We start from the raw sequence: 16,959 nt of genomic DNA on the forward strand, positions 1-16,959 counted from the left end.
CTTAACTTGGGTAGCGTACTGCAATATTGAACTCATCAAGTCGATTGTAAATAGACTCTATATGATCTTTTAAGGAGAATTTATCACTTCCCCAATTAATGTTGTCCAAATTTTGCAATTTGGTTTCTTTGATTTTATAGCAAATCGCATCTATCTCTGCGTCAAACAATATCTTCATATTGAATAAGCTAGTTGAGTGCATACCGATGATTTGCATAGGTATTCTATTTTGTTTAGCGCACACTAACTCGTAGGGTTCATCATGCACTTCTATGCTAAAACCAAGGCTTTCTAACAATGATCTTTTTACAGCTATATTTTCTGCCCGGTGCGCAAAATAGATTAACGACTTAGTCGGATCAGCTAACATTGCTGCATCTCGAAGGATTTCCTCGTAATCTTTCTCGTCAACTATTTTCTTTTCGGATACTGGAGAACCGATAAAGTGGTTTTCTACTTTGCGTTCTGCCGTGTTGTTTTGAAAGATTGTTTTCAATGAAGACAAACGATTCAGCTGGGCGTCCTTATGCTGAGAAAAAGAAAAGACAGAATACAGAACGAAGCGCTTTTTCTGTATTTTTAGTCCTAACTCCTGCTTTATAGACGAAGCTTGCTCTTTTCTAGCCGAACTTTGTTCGTGCATAGATATAGGCAATAAAAATCTAGCAGGCGCCATTAATTTCTCGACGAAAACATTGGTAGCAGCCCCATCATCGAGTAAAACAACTTGTTTACACTTAAGGCTACACGCAATATCTTGCATCCAAATCTGTCTAAGGTCACCTAAGAGAATGATATCAAATAGATTTTTTGAAAGTAAACAGGCTAAGTCAGCATAGGGCAATATGCGACTCTTTAATTCACCTTGTTTAGGAATAGTCAACGTGTGCTCTACAATGTTATTCAGATTTCCATGCAGTTTCTCAATTTGTTCCATTGAATTTGCACAAAAAGTGGCGGCATTTACAACTGTTATCGATTCATTAACTAAACCAAATTGAACGAGATATTCCTGCGCACACCAATATTGAAATGGTGACGAAACCAGTATAAGGATCGATTTATTCTGTCGCATAATTGTTTTTTTAATTAGATCTAGTGTAAGTGATCGCAGTAATATTAGTTGCTATACAGTATATCGGCCGAACCTTTGAAAGCATAAACGTTAGAACTCGAAATCCTAACTAAGCCAATTCAAACCGTAGTGTTGAAGCAAAAATTGTCACAATAACGATTCAGACTTCGCTAATCAGTTTCGGGCCGCAAAGACTATCAAGGTAGGTTTCTACAATCGGTATGCGAGAAACCAATGAGTGGTATTCATTAAGGCAAAACATTGTTCTTTCAGCATTTTTTAGTAATTCAAACAAAAACGCTATTTTATTTCTATCTCCGTACCTACAAAGCTCGAAACTAAAATGTACCATCGGTAACGTACCTAATACGTTCGCTTTCATCACATAATGACAATAATGGTTTACGAGCGACTCTATTATAAACTGCGATCTATGACGAAAACGGTAGGTTAAATTATTTTCAAACTCTGTTGAAAAATGAGACTTTAACGTTCCAACAATGCTTTTTGTCATAGGCTGAAAACCGTGACTCACATGAATATAGTGGCCATCGTCCTGCCCAAATAACTTCCATGCGTTTATCATACCTTGCTGAAAAAGCGTATTGGCACCATTTATGCCGTTACTTGTCCAATCTCCCCATATTTTAGGGATATGACCGTCAAAAAAGAAAGAAGCAGATGTATCGGCACCCAACATAAAGTCATCATTCCCATAGACAAACTTTTCACTCAGGCCCGGGATCCTATCGATTTGGCTAGCAATGGCTCGCGTATTGAATGTGGGAAGGTATTTCTCTTTCCCAACGAAAATATCCTTGTGATCAACAATATATATTCTATCTTGCTCGAGTAATGTTTCAGTAAGAAAAGATGGGGTTTGCCCGTCTGTTACCAACCAAATTTTGCGAAACCAAGGCGCATATCGCTTAATTGATCTAAGGCAGAAACGAAGTTCATCGTGCTGAAGAAACCTATTATCTCCAGTGGATTGTTCAGCATCACTTGCACTGCGCGTTATCTCATTAGACAGATATTTTTCCCTGCGCCGTTTGTGTGTTTCATCGTTACCATCAACCCAGAGTATGACGAAATCAATATCATCTTTACACATACACGACGATGTCACTTTGAGGCGAGAAAAGTAAAATATTGTTCATTAGCTTGTTCCGCGAGAGACAAGTTCTTGCTTAGATCGAAGGTACGCTGAAGCATTTAGTTTTCTACCGAGTAAATCTAATTTTTTTAATTGCGGTATAAAGGTCAATCGATCACCGGTGCCAAGGTGCAATTCGTTCGAGGCTAACTTACGCTCACTTATCACTATGAAGTCCACCGCCCCATAGCAAAAATATCCCTTGAAGCTGGCAAGGATAGTTTCTAATCCAAATGGCTCACTATCTTCAAGATATATTTGCTTAGGTACAATAACAACAGACTTTAGACCGCTTATAATAGAAAGCACTAAGAAATTAACTCGAGTTTCATCATTACAAGATAATGAATATTTATCGTCCGAAAGGCTCCCAGGTAAATAAACAGTATTACCACTTGTGTGAAATAAGGATGAAACTGACGTAACGTAGTTGCGTTGGAGCCTGCAACCAAATGCGCTGTTTAAAACCACTTCGCGATCGCTATCAACGTAAACATCAATCTGTAACGCCTTTTCAGACTCATATTCACGTAACATTTCTAGATATGAGCTTGATGCCGCTCGCAGTGACTGACCTTCGAAGTGTAGTCTAAATGGTTTGCTCTCTAAATAATGTCGGATGAGTAATTCACGTCTTTTCCCCATAAAGCTAGTTATATTGTCGAACTCAAATTTCTGAAACTCAAAACTTTTGAGCATATATAAGGTATATCTGGACCAAATATTTGCTAGCTTTTGACTTAGTTCAATCACACGTTGTTTGTTTTGCAGATTCGTTATTTTAGTAAAAGAGCTATTAATATAATTAAGCGTTCCATTGAGGTAGAAAAAAAGTATCGATTTCTTTTTAAGCAGTGAATTAACAAGAATACTTCGCTGTTTTTCTATAAGTTCAACCACTTGGCTTTCATTTTCAAACGAGAGGGGAATGATTTCATGAAGCTGCCGCAACTCGCTCAGCAACTCATCGTGATGAAACCGCCTTTCAAATCGCTCAATAAAATCCTTCTTGCCCAATGTCTCGAACCCTATTCTTCTAACGTTCTCGAGCGCAGTTTGTTTATTATCTTCTTTACTGATAATAATTGCGTTATCAATATTTAGAGGCCTTGCACCTAGAATCCTAGCCCCGTCATTCAAGTTATACACATCTACCTGTTTACTTAACAACGTGTTTTCTAATACAGATTTAGAAACCTTGAACTCGTACTTTGTGTTTACGTAAGGCCGGAAATTACCGGGAACAATCAGCGATGTGTTATTCTCAGCGTTATAATCGTAAAGATCTTGGCCTGTTTCACTGTAGTAGCCTGACGCTTTACTGTGGTGATGTTTTGCATCTACAAAACCAAGGTCTGTTCCAAGCATGTAAAATTGCTGAAACCCTATCTCTGTAAAAAAGTTAACCGCGAAATTTGTTACTGTTGGATAAGCATTATTGAGTGCTGCAAACCCATTTTTGTCATACAGTTCAAAGATTGAGACGGTAGAAGCCTCACCTTGTTTAAAAGCAAGCAGTACGTCTTTATATAATTCGCACGTGTCTGGATGTACACCATTACAGCTTATTAAGGTTATCTTTTTTAAATATTCAGAATCGTTTATTCGTACAGCCCAGTCGAATGTTGAACGGTTTGCCTCAATTTCTGCATGAAAATCAGGAACGATTCCGTTGGCGTGAAGCGTTTGAAGAACTGTTCCACAAGAAACGATGATTCCTCTTTGCCCTTCTTCTTTTAACAAAGGGATTAAATTATCCAGAGAGGGACCATTTCCGACAATGAAAACTGGCACATCTTTGTCTTCGACTGACAGTTGGGACGATACGTTTTTCTTCAAAAAAGGTATCTTATTTTGAATAGCCCAAAGTGTGTGAGCCGTTCCATATCTTGCGTTATCAAAATAATCTCCCATTGCAATCATGACTTGTAATTGCTCTCTTAATTGAGAAATTGCTTTAACAAGGTGTTCATTGTAATAGGATTGGTAAAAATAGGTATTCGCAAGTACGTAGGGGCCAATAGACTGAAATTGTACAAGGAGATCGTTGGTTAAATTGGTTCCATCATCTCCGATGTTTAGGTAAAGTCTGCGCTCTTTTTTAGAGAAGTAGTCTAAGATTGTGACCCAGTCTAAAGCGTGCAATGATGCATAAAAGAAGTCTTTGTTCGGCTCACAAATAAATAATTTTTCAACATCATGATGCTCTATAAGATGAGATAAATCATAACCTGCTGCCAGTCCAAAAAAAATGACAGACTTTACGGCTTGGGGTAATGAACCGGTTTCGTCTTTCACACCTTTTAGGACTGACTCGCATTCTATTACCATCTGATAATGCAGATAGTTTCTTAATTTTTTGCCTTTATATCCAAGAATAATTCCATCTTTATGAGGACGCTGGGCAAAACAATGAAAACTATCTTCGCATGCTTTAACTGCATCATACTGATAAAACAACGAGCGAGTATTTTTATGCAATATATTGATATGAGATGAGTCTTCGCCATAGGGAACCCAGACAGACGGTGAGTAGTTTTTAAACTCTTCATAAACTGAAGGAAAAAAAGACTTAAATGCTTTCAGATTATCTCTGAACCTTTGGCTCTCCAACCGGTTGCTTGCATCTCTTGAGAATACTCTTTTCGTCCATGGTGGCAAATAATTAACTATAGAATTGCTATTATTATCTCCCCCCTTCCAATTGCGCAGCTCAGTCCAAGACACCGTTCTCAGTTTTAATTCTAAGTCGTCAAAAACACCGTTATTAAGATGTTTATAGTAGTAAAAACCACTACTACCGAGATGCTGCTGCAACTCAGTCATATTTTCAAAAATTTGCTTTCCACTGTCTCCAATCTGAAGAAATAGCCCAACGCCATTCTGCTTCGCGGATTCGAGTATATGCCTCCAGTTGATAACGGAGAGAGAACAGATAAACAACTCTTCATCTGGTTCATAAATAACAATATTTCGAAATTTACTGTGATCTAGGAGCATAGGAACGTGATAGCCAAGTCCTAGCCCAAATATAACTAGCACATTAGGTTCTTGCTTGATATCCAAATCGAAGTAGACAGGGGACATATCTTGCAGAGCTTGAGTTACTTCTTCTGAAACATCTTGTGATGGATACAGACCATACAATACTTGCCCCGTGGTGACGTTAACTACATTTAGCTCACCGTATTTATTACACAACAGTGTAGAGTTACTGGTCTTGTCAGTTTTTACGAGAGAAAGTAAAGAAGGTATATGTCGACGAAACGCCTCTACATTTTCGTGATAACGCAACCTCAAAGAATGGGCAGCCTGCTTCTCTACCTCAAGTTGCTTTTCTTCATCGTCATGAATATGTAGCTGAATTTGATTTAGCATAATTATTTATATTTCTTAACGGCTGCGCGGCCTCTTGAAAATTTAACCGCTTCCTTTTTTGCGTTATCTAGCAAGCCTTGCGCCAGCTCTTCAAGCTTTTGATTTATTTCAATTTCTTTTTTTGCAAACGATTTTTTTTCATCGTGTTCAAGACGTGATAGCGCTCGAACAACAACTTTATGGCGTATTTGGGAAAGGTACCGAAATCGTTCGGTAGAAAAAGTGTCACTGGACGAAGACAAACAAGCAGCTAACTCTGCGTTAACTGCTTGAAGAAATAATGGAGTGCTGCTGTGATTTAATATCGAGTTTTTCAAATAGCTTGTCGGTTCTGACGCTGGGCCTCATAGGCTTCCTGTTTAGCCTCTTCAGGAATCTGTACCCAAGCATCTCGAATTGGTGTTAATAGGCTAGACACTTCATCTAACATATTCAAGTCGTTATTAAAATGTGCATCATTTAGGCGTTCAATCATATAATTATATAGCGCAAACATATTTTCGGCGACTTCACCGCCTACCTCAAGGTCAAGGGTGTCCCGCAGATGCATAATTATCGCATTCGCTTTTGAGATATAATCAGCTTTGATTACCAATTCTTTACGCTCCATTGCACCTTTTGCGTATGCGATTCGATCAAGTGCTCCTTGCAACAGCATCAGCGTAAGCTTATGCGGATCTGCATTTGCCACATCTTGTTTCAGATTACCTTTACGGTAGGCATTTATACCTTTGAGTGACATAAAAACTCCAACTCTAAATTAATTACAACGACGCTAGCAGCGCTGATCCAGTCTGGTTCAACTGTGCAACGGTTTGGTCGAGGTTCAAATATTTGTCTCGAAGAATCTCTTCGTAATTCAGCATGCGTAGCTCTAAGGTCTCCCGCTCGTCGAACAAATCTTCGCGGTCGTCTTTCGCTGCACGTTCTCTTAAGCTAATTAATCCACTGAAAGAAGTGTATTCTTTTGAAAATTCATAAAGCCGTGTAGCAATACCCTCGTCTGGGTCGGTAAACAACTTGGCGATTTCATCAAAGCTATCTTCAAGTGCATCTTCTAATCTATCTTCCCCAGAACCAAGCCCAAAATCTGTCGTGCCAATTTCCAGCTTACCGTCGTCATCAAATTCAATACCAATCTGGAACAACCCGCCTAAGGCAGAAGAACTTACACTATCGCCAACAATGGACGCTAACCCACTCTGGATTCCGCGCAATAAAGAATCTCCTGCTAAAGCGCCGTCTTCTTCTAGTTCAGACTCTCCATAACGAGTGAGCGTTTTAATTTCATCAACCAGTGCATTGTAGTTATCGACAAAGTCTCTGATTTTTTTATCTAAACCTTCTTTGTCATAACCGATACTTAGTTTGGTTGCTAAAAAGTCCCCTGCGGCATCTTTGGGAGAAACTTCGTTTACTTCAAACGATACGTTCTGAATAGTATTTTCAAACTCATTAGAACTACTTTGAACTTCGATACCATCAATATATGCGATAGCGTTGCGCGCACTTTCTATGTTCGCGGCACTAATGTTGTTGGTACCGCCAGTCGTTGATAAGCGATCTAACTCTGCAGCCCCTGTATCGTTAGTAATAACTAGGTCGTTACCATCGCCAGTTTCGCTAGACGAGAAAACTAAACGAGGTCCTGCACCGGTTCCCGTATCAATTATATTTGCGGTTACGCCGAAGTTATCATCAGCGCTGTTTATTTTTTCACGTAACGCGGTTAGTGACATGCCAGCAGTAACATCTACGGTAAAGCTCTCGCTTCCGCCCACGTCAAATGTCAATGAACCTGTGCCTGATGAAAGCACAGGGTCGCTACTTGATGTAAACGCGCCGGCGTCTGTAGTTATACGGCTTCCAGCAGCAAGTTGTTCGACGATAACTTCGTAACTGCCCCGCAATGCTGAATTTGATGCTTCTGCGGACAGTACATCATTGTCTTCTGAAGGATTTGTGATGGTAGGCTCTCGCCCATTGATACCATTGTCGCTTCGCAACTCGTCGACGGCATCTTTGAAGTCAGAGAGCTTCGATTTTATTTGACCAAGGCCAGAAATTTCAGCCTCAATACGCTCTTCTTTCGCATTCAAACGCTCTTCTTTAGGTTGGCGCTCTGCGGTCAGAAGTTGTTGTACAAGATCATCAAGGGCTAAGCCAGATCCTACACCTAGAGACTGAATTGTCATAATTTACCTCATGTTAAACTTGGTTGTTGATAAACACTCCTACGCTGTTACCAACATCCTGCTGTAACTCTTGGATACGATCAGCAAGCTTTAATACCTCTTCTGAAGGTATTTGCCTTATCACATCACCAGACGTTGAATCTTTAACCGTCACTACTGAGCGATTCGTATTTTCATCTATAGTGAATGCTAAGTCTCGATTCTGAACCTTTAAAAATGACTCAACTTTGACAATAGCATCGTCTAACTCAACACCGTTACTCACTTCTTCTCTTATATCGGCCTGCGACGGAGAAGCTTGAGAAAGAATTTGCTGACTTCCTGTTTTGTCTGACACATCCTGCGCTGCATTAACGTTAGCATTCTGCCCGTTATTAAGAAAAGACCGCTCTTTAGTCTCAGAGCCTTCTATTTCACGTTTAACGTCACTTTCAACTACACCAGCATTCTTAGGCCCTGGTGATGCAAACGACTGGCCAACTTGGGTATTTTGAATTTCCACCTAATACCTCCCTACTGAAACCACAAAACGGGCCCTTGCTTAAAAAGCAAGCACCCGTTACATCTCAACTAAGGTAACTATTTTAAGTATAGCTTATCCAAGCAATGACAGCGCTGTTTGAGGACGCTGATTTGCCTGACTTAGTACAGAAACAGATGCCTGCTGGATAATCTGGTTTCTCGTTAGCTCAGCAGTTTCAGCTGCAAAATCAGTGTCACGAATCTGAGAACGCGCCGATGATAAGTTTTCGCTGATGTTGCTTAGATTACGAATGGTTGACTGAAAACGGTTTTGAAGCGCACCTAAGTCTGCACGAACCGCCCCGATACCAGAGATAGCAGCATCAACATCGCTAAGTAAAGCAGACGCCCCATCAGCTGTAGCAACACTGTTTGTAGTGATACCAAGACCAGTTGCACTGAATCCGCTAATTGAGCCAAGGTTTGTAGACGACAGATTTACTGAAATTGTTTGGCCAGCATTAGCACCTACAAGGAATTTTGCAGAAAAGTTACCATCTAGTATGTTCACGTTACCAAACTGTGTATCGGTAGCGATACGCGATATTTCAGTACGTAAAGCAGACACTTCTTTTTGTAGTGCCAGACGATCAGCAGAGCTGTTAATACCGTTCTGTGATTGTACAGCAAGAGTACGAATACGCTGTAGACTTGTGGTAACCTCGCTAAGCGCACCTTCTGCTGTTTGCGACAAAGATATAGCGTCGTTAGCATTTCGTACTGCCTGGTTAAGGCCCTGTACTTGTGAAGTAAGACGGTCAGAAATTTGAAGACCTGCAGCGTCATCCGATGCACTATTAATGCGGAATCCCGATGAAAGTCTTTCAAACGACGTATTCAAACGATCATTAACGTCAAAAAGCTGACGTTGAGCATTGATCGATGAAACATTGGTATTTACAAATAAAGACATTAGATTACCTCCTAGGGATTCGACGGCAAATCTGCTATCATCAAATCCTTCCAGTTCATATCAGCTGGGTCACTACTCCCGCCAACACCTCAATATAAAAGTAAATTAAATTACCCCTCAACAATAGGTATCGGCTAATGCTTTAGGTTCTTTAGCTTTTTTTGTTATTTTTTTAAAAAAACTTACCAGAAAACAAATAAACCACTGATTATAAAGACTATTAATCAATTTATTGTTTTAAAATTCATTGTAATTCTTTGGAATCTAAGTGGGTAATGAGCTATACGGATTGGTATAAGACACACTGATTCTAGAAATAATCGTTGCCTTGATGCTCTATTAATTGCTTAAAATAAATCCAAGCGTATTGGAACCTAATACGTTGAAGAATATTCAAGTGATAGAGTTACAGAAATTGGCACTTAATATGCATAGTATTGAGGGAGCTACGGCGTTGCTCTACCGTAGTTTGAAATTGGTGAGATGTTTCGGTAAAAAATAAAAAAAGGCCGAGACAACGATATCTCGGCCAATTTGCTCACGTTAGGAGATAGAGCAAATTCAGTTTCTGTCGGCTGGCAGGGTTTAGTAGGATAAACTGGCCTCTCAACCAACACTTCTACACTCTCAGTCCTGTTAGTCGGCGCTTTCTCAAAGGGGCGGCCTCAATGGCCGCATTCCTTTCTTCAGGGGATGGCCTCTCAACTCCTTCCCAAATAGCGCTTTATATCTAACTTGAACTATTAGCCTAGCAGTGACAATGCAGCCTGAGGGCGCTGATTTGCCTGGGCTAAAATAGTGGTACTTGCCTGCTGTAATATCTGGTTACGGCTTAATTCTGCCGTTTCAGTGGCAAAGTCAGCGTCTTTGATACGCGATCTTGCCGCAGACACGTTTTCAGAAATGTTACTCAAGTTACGGATTGTCGACTGGAATCGATTTTGTAGTGCACCAAGGTCAGCGCGAAGGCCACCGATTGCAGATACCGCTTTATCCACCGCGGTTAACAAACGTGATGCTCCTGCTTCGGTTAACACATTATCAGAAATAATGCCTAAACCGGTTGCACTGAACCCATTAACACCTGCACGACCCAGTGCCTGTGCTGACAAGTTTACAGAAATTGTCTGACCTGCATTTGCACCAACAAGGAACTTGGCAGAAAAATCACCTGTTAAGATGTCTACACCTGCGAATTGCGTTGTAGTTGAAATACGTGATATTTCTGTGCGAAGTGCAGATACTTCTTTTTGTAGCGCAACACGGTCAGCTGAGCTGTTGATTCCATTTTGCGACTGAATGGCTAGTGTACGAATACGTTGAAGGGCGGTTGTCGTTTCAGCCATAGCGCCTTCAGCAGTTTGCGCAAGTGATATACCATCGTTCGCATTTCGTACCGCTTGGTTCAGACCTTGAATCTGAGATGTCATGCGGTCGGTAATTTGAAGGCCAGCAGCATCATCAGCAGCACTATTGATGCGGAAGCCAGATGATAGACGCTCAAAGGCGGTACTTAAGTTATTGCCAGTTGTGAATAGTTGGCGTTGTGCATTTAACGATGACACATTGGTATTTACAAATAGACTCATGGGTCTCTCCTAACAGTTTCGAGTGTTGCGCTATTGGTTTTATTATGTGCGCAGTGGTTAAAAATTTTGGCATAGCCTGTGCTTTGTTAAGGTGTCAGTCTAATCTGACATTTTATCGGCACACTAACCGGTAAAATTGCTACATAGAGAAGTTACTTCTCTTTGCTGACTGGTGGGTTTGATGTTCCAGACCTCAAACCTCTCACTACCTCCTGGCTTCATTCTCGCCGGTCAGCAGCTCCACTCTTAGCAAACCTTTCTATTTATCGTCACTCAAACAAATTTTCTTTAGAACTTTTTAAAAATTTATTTCAGACCATATAAAGCAATGATTTTGAAAAACTTTAAGAACAAGAAAATAAAATAAAGTACATATCATGTTTCAACAAACCTTGATATAAACCATCCTTTTCTTGACTTAGGAGACATAAAACGAGTTATGTCTCCCTTTGTAATAGTTATCGTCACTTTGGGAAAATTTCTTTAGTCTTTTTTACAATTATTTTGTGGTAAGTGAAAAATAATTAAAAATCTCGGCATTGGCACTCTCGTGCTTTTCAGTAAGCGATGAAGTGGTAGATTTAGTTGGGGAGAAATAAAGTGATTAATACCAATCCGTACAGTTAATTGCTCACTCAAAATGCGCTGTATCCTTTTTAGCATAAAAGACAGTTTTACATGACGTTGAAATAAAAAAGCCGATACCCAAAGGGTATCGGCTTTTTTCATCGACTCGTGGACTAGAGCACTACCTCCTGACTCCACTCTCGCTAAACAATTAACCCAATAGAGACAATGCTGCCTGTGGACGCTGATTTGCCTGCGACAACACAGTTGTGCTTGCCTGCTGGATAATCTGGTTACGTGTTAGGTTAGCTGTCTCAGTAGCAAAGTCAGTATCTTTAATTTGAGAACGTGCAGCAGATACGTTTTCTGAGATATTGCTTAAGTTACGAATTGTAGACTGGAAGCGGTTTTGAAGCGCACCTAAGTCAGCACGTAGCCCGCCGATTGCAGAAATCGCGCTATCTATTTTACCTAGTAGGCCAGAAGCGTTTTCACTAGAAAGAACGTCAACATCAGTTCCTGTGATATTCAATCCAGTCGCACTGAAGCCATTAACACCTGCACGCGTCAATGTTGGGCTTGAAAGGTTTACAGAAATTGTCTGACCTGCGTTTGCACCTACAAGGAATTTCGCAGAGAAATCACCTGAAAGAATATTTACGCCCGCAAACTGGGTGGTCGTAGAGATACGCGAGATCTCAGTACGCAAAGCAGATACTTCTTTTTGTAATGCTACACGGTCAGCAGAGCTGTTGATACCGTTTTGCGATTGGATGGCCAGCGTACGAATACGCTGTAGTGCTGTAGTGGTCTCAGAAAGCGCACCTTCAGCAGTTTGCGACAGTGAAATCGCATCGTTTGCATTACGTACAGCTTGGTTAAGGCCTTGAATTTGTGATGTCATTCGATCGGTAATCTGTAGACCTGCAGCATCATCAGCAGCGCTGTTGATACGGAAGCCTGAAGAAAGGCGTTCAAAAGACGTACTCAAAGAATTACTTACATCAAAAAGCTGACGCTGGGCATTCAATGAGGATACATTGGTATTAACGAACATAGACATAAAGTCTCTCCTACACTCTCAGTCCAGCGTGCGCTGGCTGTCGGCATTGCCGACGTTTTGTTTTAGTAGTCATCAAGACCTGAGGGGTAATTGATGAACTGGCTCTCTCAGAAACTGTATCGACATCATTTAGAATCCCTTTAGAAAAAATTACGATTTTTGCCGATAGGCGGTAAGATATTGCCGTAGATTGACGATAAGAAACGACATAACTGATGGATTTTTAAGGGAGATTTGGCGTGAAAAATAGTTTGATGCTGTTCGACATAAAGCGCATATCCAAGCCTGCAGCCCATTGCGCTTTCACTGATTTAATTGAAAATCCGTTCGACAAAAATCGTGAAACCTTGATGTGCTGTTACCGACAAGCTACTAACCATGTCAGCACTGACGGAGTGGTTATTGTATTAACTCTTGATAAAGCTTCGTTTCAAGTTCGAAACAGAGTAATTATTAAAGAGGATAATGCCGATTTACGAGATCCGAAGTTCTCATACAATGGCTCTCGCCTCATGCTTACTACCTATGCAAAATCCTTCCTTGATAATAGAAAAGTGGTCACAAAAATGGTGACTTATTTCTCAACCACCGGCTATTCTTGGTCTGCAGGGAATAGTCACGGTAGAAGCGGTTGGTGGCTGTGGAACAATACTTTCTATAACTCAGAAGCTTATGGCTTTGCGTACAATCGACGAGCGAACTCAGTTTCACTCTATAAAGGCGATCCAACGCGTTCAATGCACGTTCATAAGGAAAAGGCTTTTTGTTTGGACAAACAAGGTAAAAGCTACCCCAATGAAAGCACAATCTTGTTTGATAATGACGGAAATGCCTCGGTATTTTTAAGAAGAGATGCAGATACTTTCAGTGCACAATTTGGCACTTCGAAACCGCCTTATACCAAATGGAGCTGGCATGATTTAGAGATCTATATTGGTGGTCCAGCAGCTGTGGCGTTAAGTGAAAGCCTATATATCGTTGCAGGACGACATATAGATTGGGGTTCACATCAATTTACAACCAGGATATGGCTATTTGATAGTAAAACTAAAATACTTACTGAACTAAAAACGCTGCCAAGCGGAGGAGACACAAGTTATCCTGGCTTGGTGGTTGAAGGCGACCACCTTTATATCTCTTACTACTCTTGCCATATCGACAATCAAGCCAGAGTTTACATGGCGCACTTGAGCGGCATTAATAACTTGATAAATTATGACCGCTAAACAAAATCAAATAGCGACAAATTAGCTACTTTAGGAAAAGTGGCCAATGCAGCACTCAACGCTGTTTCTTGCTTCGCAAATTCAGTAGATGCTTCGGCATAATCCACATCCTGAATAGACGAGCGCTGTGCTTTCGCGGCAATTTCCATATCTAGGTTACTTTCGTAAGTGCTCTCGGCTATATTTAACCGGCTACCAATCGAAGCACGCTCTAAAGAAAGCTTTTCAAGCCCGTTATCTAGACCTACTAATGCGTCTGCTATCGATTCCTGAAGTGCTGAGTTATCAATAGTAGAGTCCATTAAAATGGTTTGAATTTCGTGAATTGACTGAGCCATGCTTTTTTTCTTTGGAGCATCAAACGATAAATCGATGCTATCACCAGGAGCCGCTGTGGCGTCGAATTCCATCCCTTTAATGGTAAAAGGCTGACCAGAGGTATAGGAAACAGAATCAACTACGACACCGGTTCCTTGGTTAACTAATTCAGCTTGCCCGGTAGCCAGAAAATTAATGCGGTAATCGTTGTTCGCCGCATTGACTGGGTCGTAGTTTTTATCAAAAAAGGTATCAAATGTGCCTTGCTGTTTGACCACAGCTGTATTAACCGTTGCCCCAGTAGTGCCATCAACTGAAAATTTAAAACGCGAAAGTACGTTTTCGAAGACTTCATACCCGTTACTGGTTGATTGTATCTTAGAGCTATTTGATAGCTGAACAAAACTCACACCTGGGTCGCCTGCAAACGTAATGGCATTGCCACCCGCTGCTGGGTTGTATTCAAACGCCTGATTACCAGATTGAAAGCCAGCATATAAATAATTGCCGTCTGCATCTTGGGTGTTCATCAGGTCAAATACTTCTAGTTTGATTTGCTCTAATTCAGCGCCAACTGCGCGCTTATCGGGGTCAGACAATATGCCATTGCCAGACTGAACGATAAGCGTTCGAGCACGATTAATTGAGTCGGTAATGTTGGTAAGCACAGCCTCTTGCTGTTCAAGCGACCCCGTTACCAAATCATTATTGCGTTGAAACTGGTTAAGCTCATCAATTTCTTCGGTTAAACGAAGTACTTTCGCCGCGCCAACAGGGTCGTCACTGGGCGTGATAATGCGCTTTCCAGAAGCCAACTGCTCTTGGGTTTTCGCCAAGTCGCCCTGATTTTGCATAATCGAGCGCATGTTTTGATCATATATTTGATTCGTTGATATACGCATAAATCACCTACCTTGCTGACTGCAAAATGGTATTAAATAATTCTTGAGCCGTAGATAAGATACGCGCTGCCGCTGCATAACTTTGCTGATACTTTATCAAGTTCGCAGCTTCTTCATCTAAACTTACGCCCGACACAGATTCAAACCAATTCTGCGACTGCACTTTCATTGCTTCAGCCGATGCCAATGAGACACTAGCCATTGATGCATCTTCACCTATACGCCCTACCATAGACGCGTATGCATCTTGGAAGGTTCTTGGCGTATTGGTTGCCTCACTACTCACTTGAACTTTGTTTTCATTTTGAAGAGCGGCTAAATTAAGCGCATTGCTGTTATCATTAAAGCCATCTGTATTATAGCTAATCGAAAAGCTATCCCCAGCTTTTGGTACACCGTCTAAGCTTAGATCAAATCCAGGATCTGGGCTTATTCCAGCCTGACTGATAAGGTTATTTAAATTTGTTGTTCCTGTGACGGTAGCTAATACTGTACCGCTTCCATCTAACACCTCATAGGTATCTGCAGCGGTAAAGCTAATTTGAGCCGGTGCTGAATTTAAAAGGCCACCCGCCCCGTCAAAGGCAGAAGTACCCAATTCCGTATTTGACACAGTTACATCTACTACGTTGGCACTGCCTAAATTGGTACTATCAGCCCCGGCTCTTACTGGATTAGCAAAGGCCAGATCTTCGGGACGGTTAGAGGCTAAACTTATTTTTGAAGCCACGTCTTTAGTGGGTTGAATTAGAAACTCATTGCCAACGGTGTAAGGATCGCTGCCTGAAAAGTCTATTTCAATGCCACCAGGTAGTTCGTTAAAGCCAGGGGTTACGGCAAAGTTTGAAAAAATGATGTCATTACCTGAACCATCTTTTTTCGGTGTGCCATCTGGATTTAAAAACGTAATTTCTATTTCGCTGGGCACGCCTGCTGTAACTGCGGTAACTTCAATTTTATAATCTGCATCAGTTAACTCTGCGCCTTTGCCTTCAGTTATCTGCGCTGTAACTACGTAGTCGCCATTGGTATCTTCGTAGGCTAAGCCTCTGAACGAAGGAATATCAAAAATGTTACCGCCAATTTGACCGTCTAAATCCATACCCAATTTATTTTGCGTATTCATCGCATCGGCGAACGCAACCGACAGTTGACCGACGTCACGCATTGTCGGCCCAAGTACTTCGTTGCGATATTCGAACAATCCACCCAATGCGCCGCCAAGGTCACTTTCCAAAATTCGTAACGATGCATTGTTCTTTGTTTGTGAACCAAAGTCAGTTTCTAACTTTATTTCTTTTGTCGTTAAATCGGCACTAGAGCTTAACTCAAAGAGATTAAAGGCACCGTTCTCGAGCACGAGAGACTCGCCCGATGTGAGATTAATAGTAACTGCGCCGTTTTGGGTGGTGCTTTCTTTTACCGTGATCCCCATTATTGAGGCAAGCTCGTCTATGGCCTGATCTCGCTCGTTTAGCAACGCACTGGGTTGGTCGCTCGTATTGTTGCCGTTGGCAATCACAATATTGCGGTTTAAATCACCAATGTTGCCTATTAAGGTATTCGCTCTGTTAACCATTGAAGTGAACTCCAAATTGAGTTCCTCTTCTTTTTCTAACATATAGTCAGAAAGCGTTCTCATACGGTTGTAAAGTGATTCAGATTTACTTAGTACCTGTTCGCGAGATGCAAGATTTGTTGGGTCATCAGCGGCAGTTTGTAACGCAGAAAAATATTCGCTTAGTCCCTTTGAAATCGAGTTAGCTTCACTGGCTAGAAGATTGTCTATTGCCGTAGTTTTACTAGAAAACGCTTCGAGCTCACCCACTGCAGTAATATCGCGACGTAACTGGTTCTGTGCAAATACGTTGATTACCCGCTCAGTGTTGCCAATCTCAACACCAAATACTTGGCTGTTTTGAAGCTCGGTGCGCTCGCGAACATAGCCAGGCGTATTCACATTAGCAATATTGTTACTTGTAGTTTGAAGTAACTTGTTGCTAGCGTTTACGCCACTTGTGGCTAATGAATATAAATCAACAGAACTCACTGTAT

13 protein-coding genes are annotated in these 16,959 nt (G+C 41.2%); 1 reads left to right on the top strand and 12 read right to left on the bottom strand.

What is annotated here, in order from left to right; all coding sequences use genetic code 11:
* Nucleotide 1 precedes the first annotated feature (1 nt).
* The 10 genes from ACXAER_RS18160 to ACXAER_RS18205 all read right to left on the bottom strand — a co-directional run bounded on the left by ACXAER_RS18160 (nucleotide 2) and on the right by ACXAER_RS18205 (nucleotide 12,458).
* On the bottom strand, nucleotides 2-1,075 hold the full coding sequence (locus ACXAER_RS18160; protein WP_474831591.1) for a hypothetical protein: 1,074 nt from the start codon (nucleotides 1,073-1,075) through the stop codon (nucleotides 2-4).
* A 160-nt stretch (nucleotides 1,076-1,235) separates the two neighbouring features.
* Nucleotides 1,236-2,189 carry a stealth family protein gene (locus ACXAER_RS18165; protein ID WP_474831594.1) on the bottom strand — a complete coding sequence of 318 codons (954 nt, stop codon included), beginning with the start codon at nucleotides 2,187-2,189 and terminating at the stop codon, nucleotides 1,236-1,238.
* Nucleotides 2,190-2,234: 45 nt separating this feature from the next.
* Nucleotides 2,235-5,609, bottom strand: a complete 3,375-nt coding sequence (locus ACXAER_RS18170) for a motility associated factor glycosyltransferase family protein (protein ID WP_474831597.1) — start codon at nucleotides 5,607-5,609, stop codon at nucleotides 2,235-2,237.
* A gap of 2 nt (nucleotides 5,610-5,611) precedes the next feature.
* The gene (locus tag ACXAER_RS18175; RefSeq protein ID WP_474831599.1) at nucleotides 5,612-5,851 is read right to left on the bottom strand and encodes a hypothetical protein; all 240 of its coding nucleotides are present in this window, start codon (nucleotides 5,849-5,851) and stop codon (nucleotides 5,612-5,614) included.
* Between the two features lie 71 nt (nucleotides 5,852-5,922).
* Nucleotides 5,923-6,351 carry a flagellar export chaperone FliS gene (fliS, locus tag ACXAER_RS18180; RefSeq protein ID WP_474831601.1) on the bottom strand — a complete coding sequence of 143 codons (429 nt, stop codon included), beginning with the start codon at nucleotides 6,349-6,351 and terminating at the stop codon, nucleotides 5,923-5,925.
* A gap of 22 nt (nucleotides 6,352-6,373) precedes the next feature.
* A complete protein-coding gene (gene fliD, locus ACXAER_RS18185; RefSeq protein WP_474831603.1) occupies nucleotides 6,374-7,804 on the bottom strand; it encodes a flagellar filament capping protein FliD in 1,431 nt (476 codons plus the stop codon).
* Nucleotides 7,805-7,817: 13 nt separating this feature from the next.
* Nucleotides 7,818-8,306, bottom strand: coding sequence for a flagellar protein FlaG (locus tag ACXAER_RS18190; RefSeq protein ID WP_474831606.1), 489 nt, complete (start codon nucleotides 8,304-8,306; stop codon nucleotides 7,818-7,820).
* 93 nt (nucleotides 8,307-8,399) lie between these two features.
* Entirely contained in the window at nucleotides 8,400-9,239 is an 840-nt protein-coding gene (locus ACXAER_RS18195; RefSeq protein WP_474831608.1) for a flagellin N-terminal helical domain-containing protein, read from the bottom strand.
* A 743-nt stretch (nucleotides 9,240-9,982) separates the two neighbouring features.
* Nucleotides 9,983-10,828 (bottom strand): flagellin N-terminal helical domain-containing protein, encoded by an 846-nt coding sequence (locus tag ACXAER_RS18200; protein ID WP_474831611.1) that lies wholly within the window; start codon nucleotides 10,826-10,828, stop codon nucleotides 9,983-9,985.
* A 778-nt stretch (nucleotides 10,829-11,606) separates the two neighbouring features.
* A complete protein-coding gene (locus ACXAER_RS18205; RefSeq protein WP_474831613.1) occupies nucleotides 11,607-12,458 on the bottom strand; it encodes a flagellin N-terminal helical domain-containing protein in 852 nt (283 codons plus the stop codon).
* A 239-nt stretch (nucleotides 12,459-12,697) separates the two neighbouring features.
* Here ACXAER_RS18205 and ACXAER_RS18210 point away from each other — a divergent pair, with 239 nt between their 5' ends.
* The gene (locus ACXAER_RS18210; protein WP_474831615.1) at nucleotides 12,698-13,684 is read left to right on the top strand and encodes a hypothetical protein; all 987 of its coding nucleotides are present in this window, start codon (nucleotides 12,698-12,700) and stop codon (nucleotides 13,682-13,684) included.
* Here ACXAER_RS18210 and flgL read toward each other — a convergent pair.
* Nucleotides 13,681-14,904, bottom strand: a complete 1,224-nt coding sequence (gene flgL / locus ACXAER_RS18215; protein WP_474831617.1) for a flagellar hook-associated protein FlgL — start codon at nucleotides 14,902-14,904, stop codon at nucleotides 13,681-13,683. The two genes, ACXAER_RS18210 and flgL, sit on opposite strands and share 4 nt — an antisense overlap.
* Before the next feature lie 7 nt (nucleotides 14,905-14,911).
* Nucleotides 14,912-16,954: a flagellar hook-associated protein FlgK gene (gene flgK / locus ACXAER_RS18220; protein ID WP_474831618.1), complete on the bottom strand. Its 2,043-nt coding sequence runs from the start codon at nucleotides 16,952-16,954 to the stop codon at nucleotides 14,912-14,914.
* Nucleotides 16,955-16,959: the final 5 nt, after the last annotated feature.

The sequence above is a fragment of the Alteromonas sp. AWJ4_199 genome, from assembly GCF_056159165.1.

Bases quoted from the DNA above. Each gene is read 5' to 3' on its own strand.
- fliS (WP_474831601.1), bottom strand. From the start codon at position 6,351: ATGTCACTCAAAGGTATAAATGCCTACCGTAAAGGTAATCTGAAACAA.
- ACXAER_RS18170 (WP_474831597.1), bottom strand. From the start codon at position 5,609: ATGCTAAATCAAATTCAGCTACATATTCATGACGATGAAGAAAAGCAA.
- flgL (WP_474831617.1), bottom strand. From the start codon at position 14,904: ATGCGTATATCAACGAATCAAATATATGATCAAAACATGCGCTCGATT.
- ACXAER_RS18200 (WP_474831611.1), bottom strand. From the start codon at position 10,828: ATGAGTCTATTTGTAAATACCAATGTGTCATCGTTAAATGCACAACGC.
- ACXAER_RS18165 (WP_474831594.1), bottom strand. From the start codon at position 2,189: ATGTGTAAAGATGATATTGATTTCGTCATACTCTGGGTTGATGGTAAC.
- ACXAER_RS18160 (WP_474831591.1), bottom strand. From the start codon at position 1,075: ATGCGACAGAATAAATCGATCCTTATACTGGTTTCGTCACCATTTCAA.
- fliD (WP_474831603.1), bottom strand. From the start codon at position 7,804: ATGACAATTCAGTCTCTAGGTGTAGGATCTGGCTTAGCCCTTGATGAT.
- ACXAER_RS18205 (WP_474831613.1), bottom strand. From the start codon at position 12,458: ATGTCTATGTTCGTTAATACCAATGTATCCTCATTGAATGCCCAGCGT.
- ACXAER_RS18195 (WP_474831608.1), bottom strand. From the start codon at position 9,239: ATGTCTTTATTTGTAAATACCAATGTTTCATCGATCAATGCTCAACGT.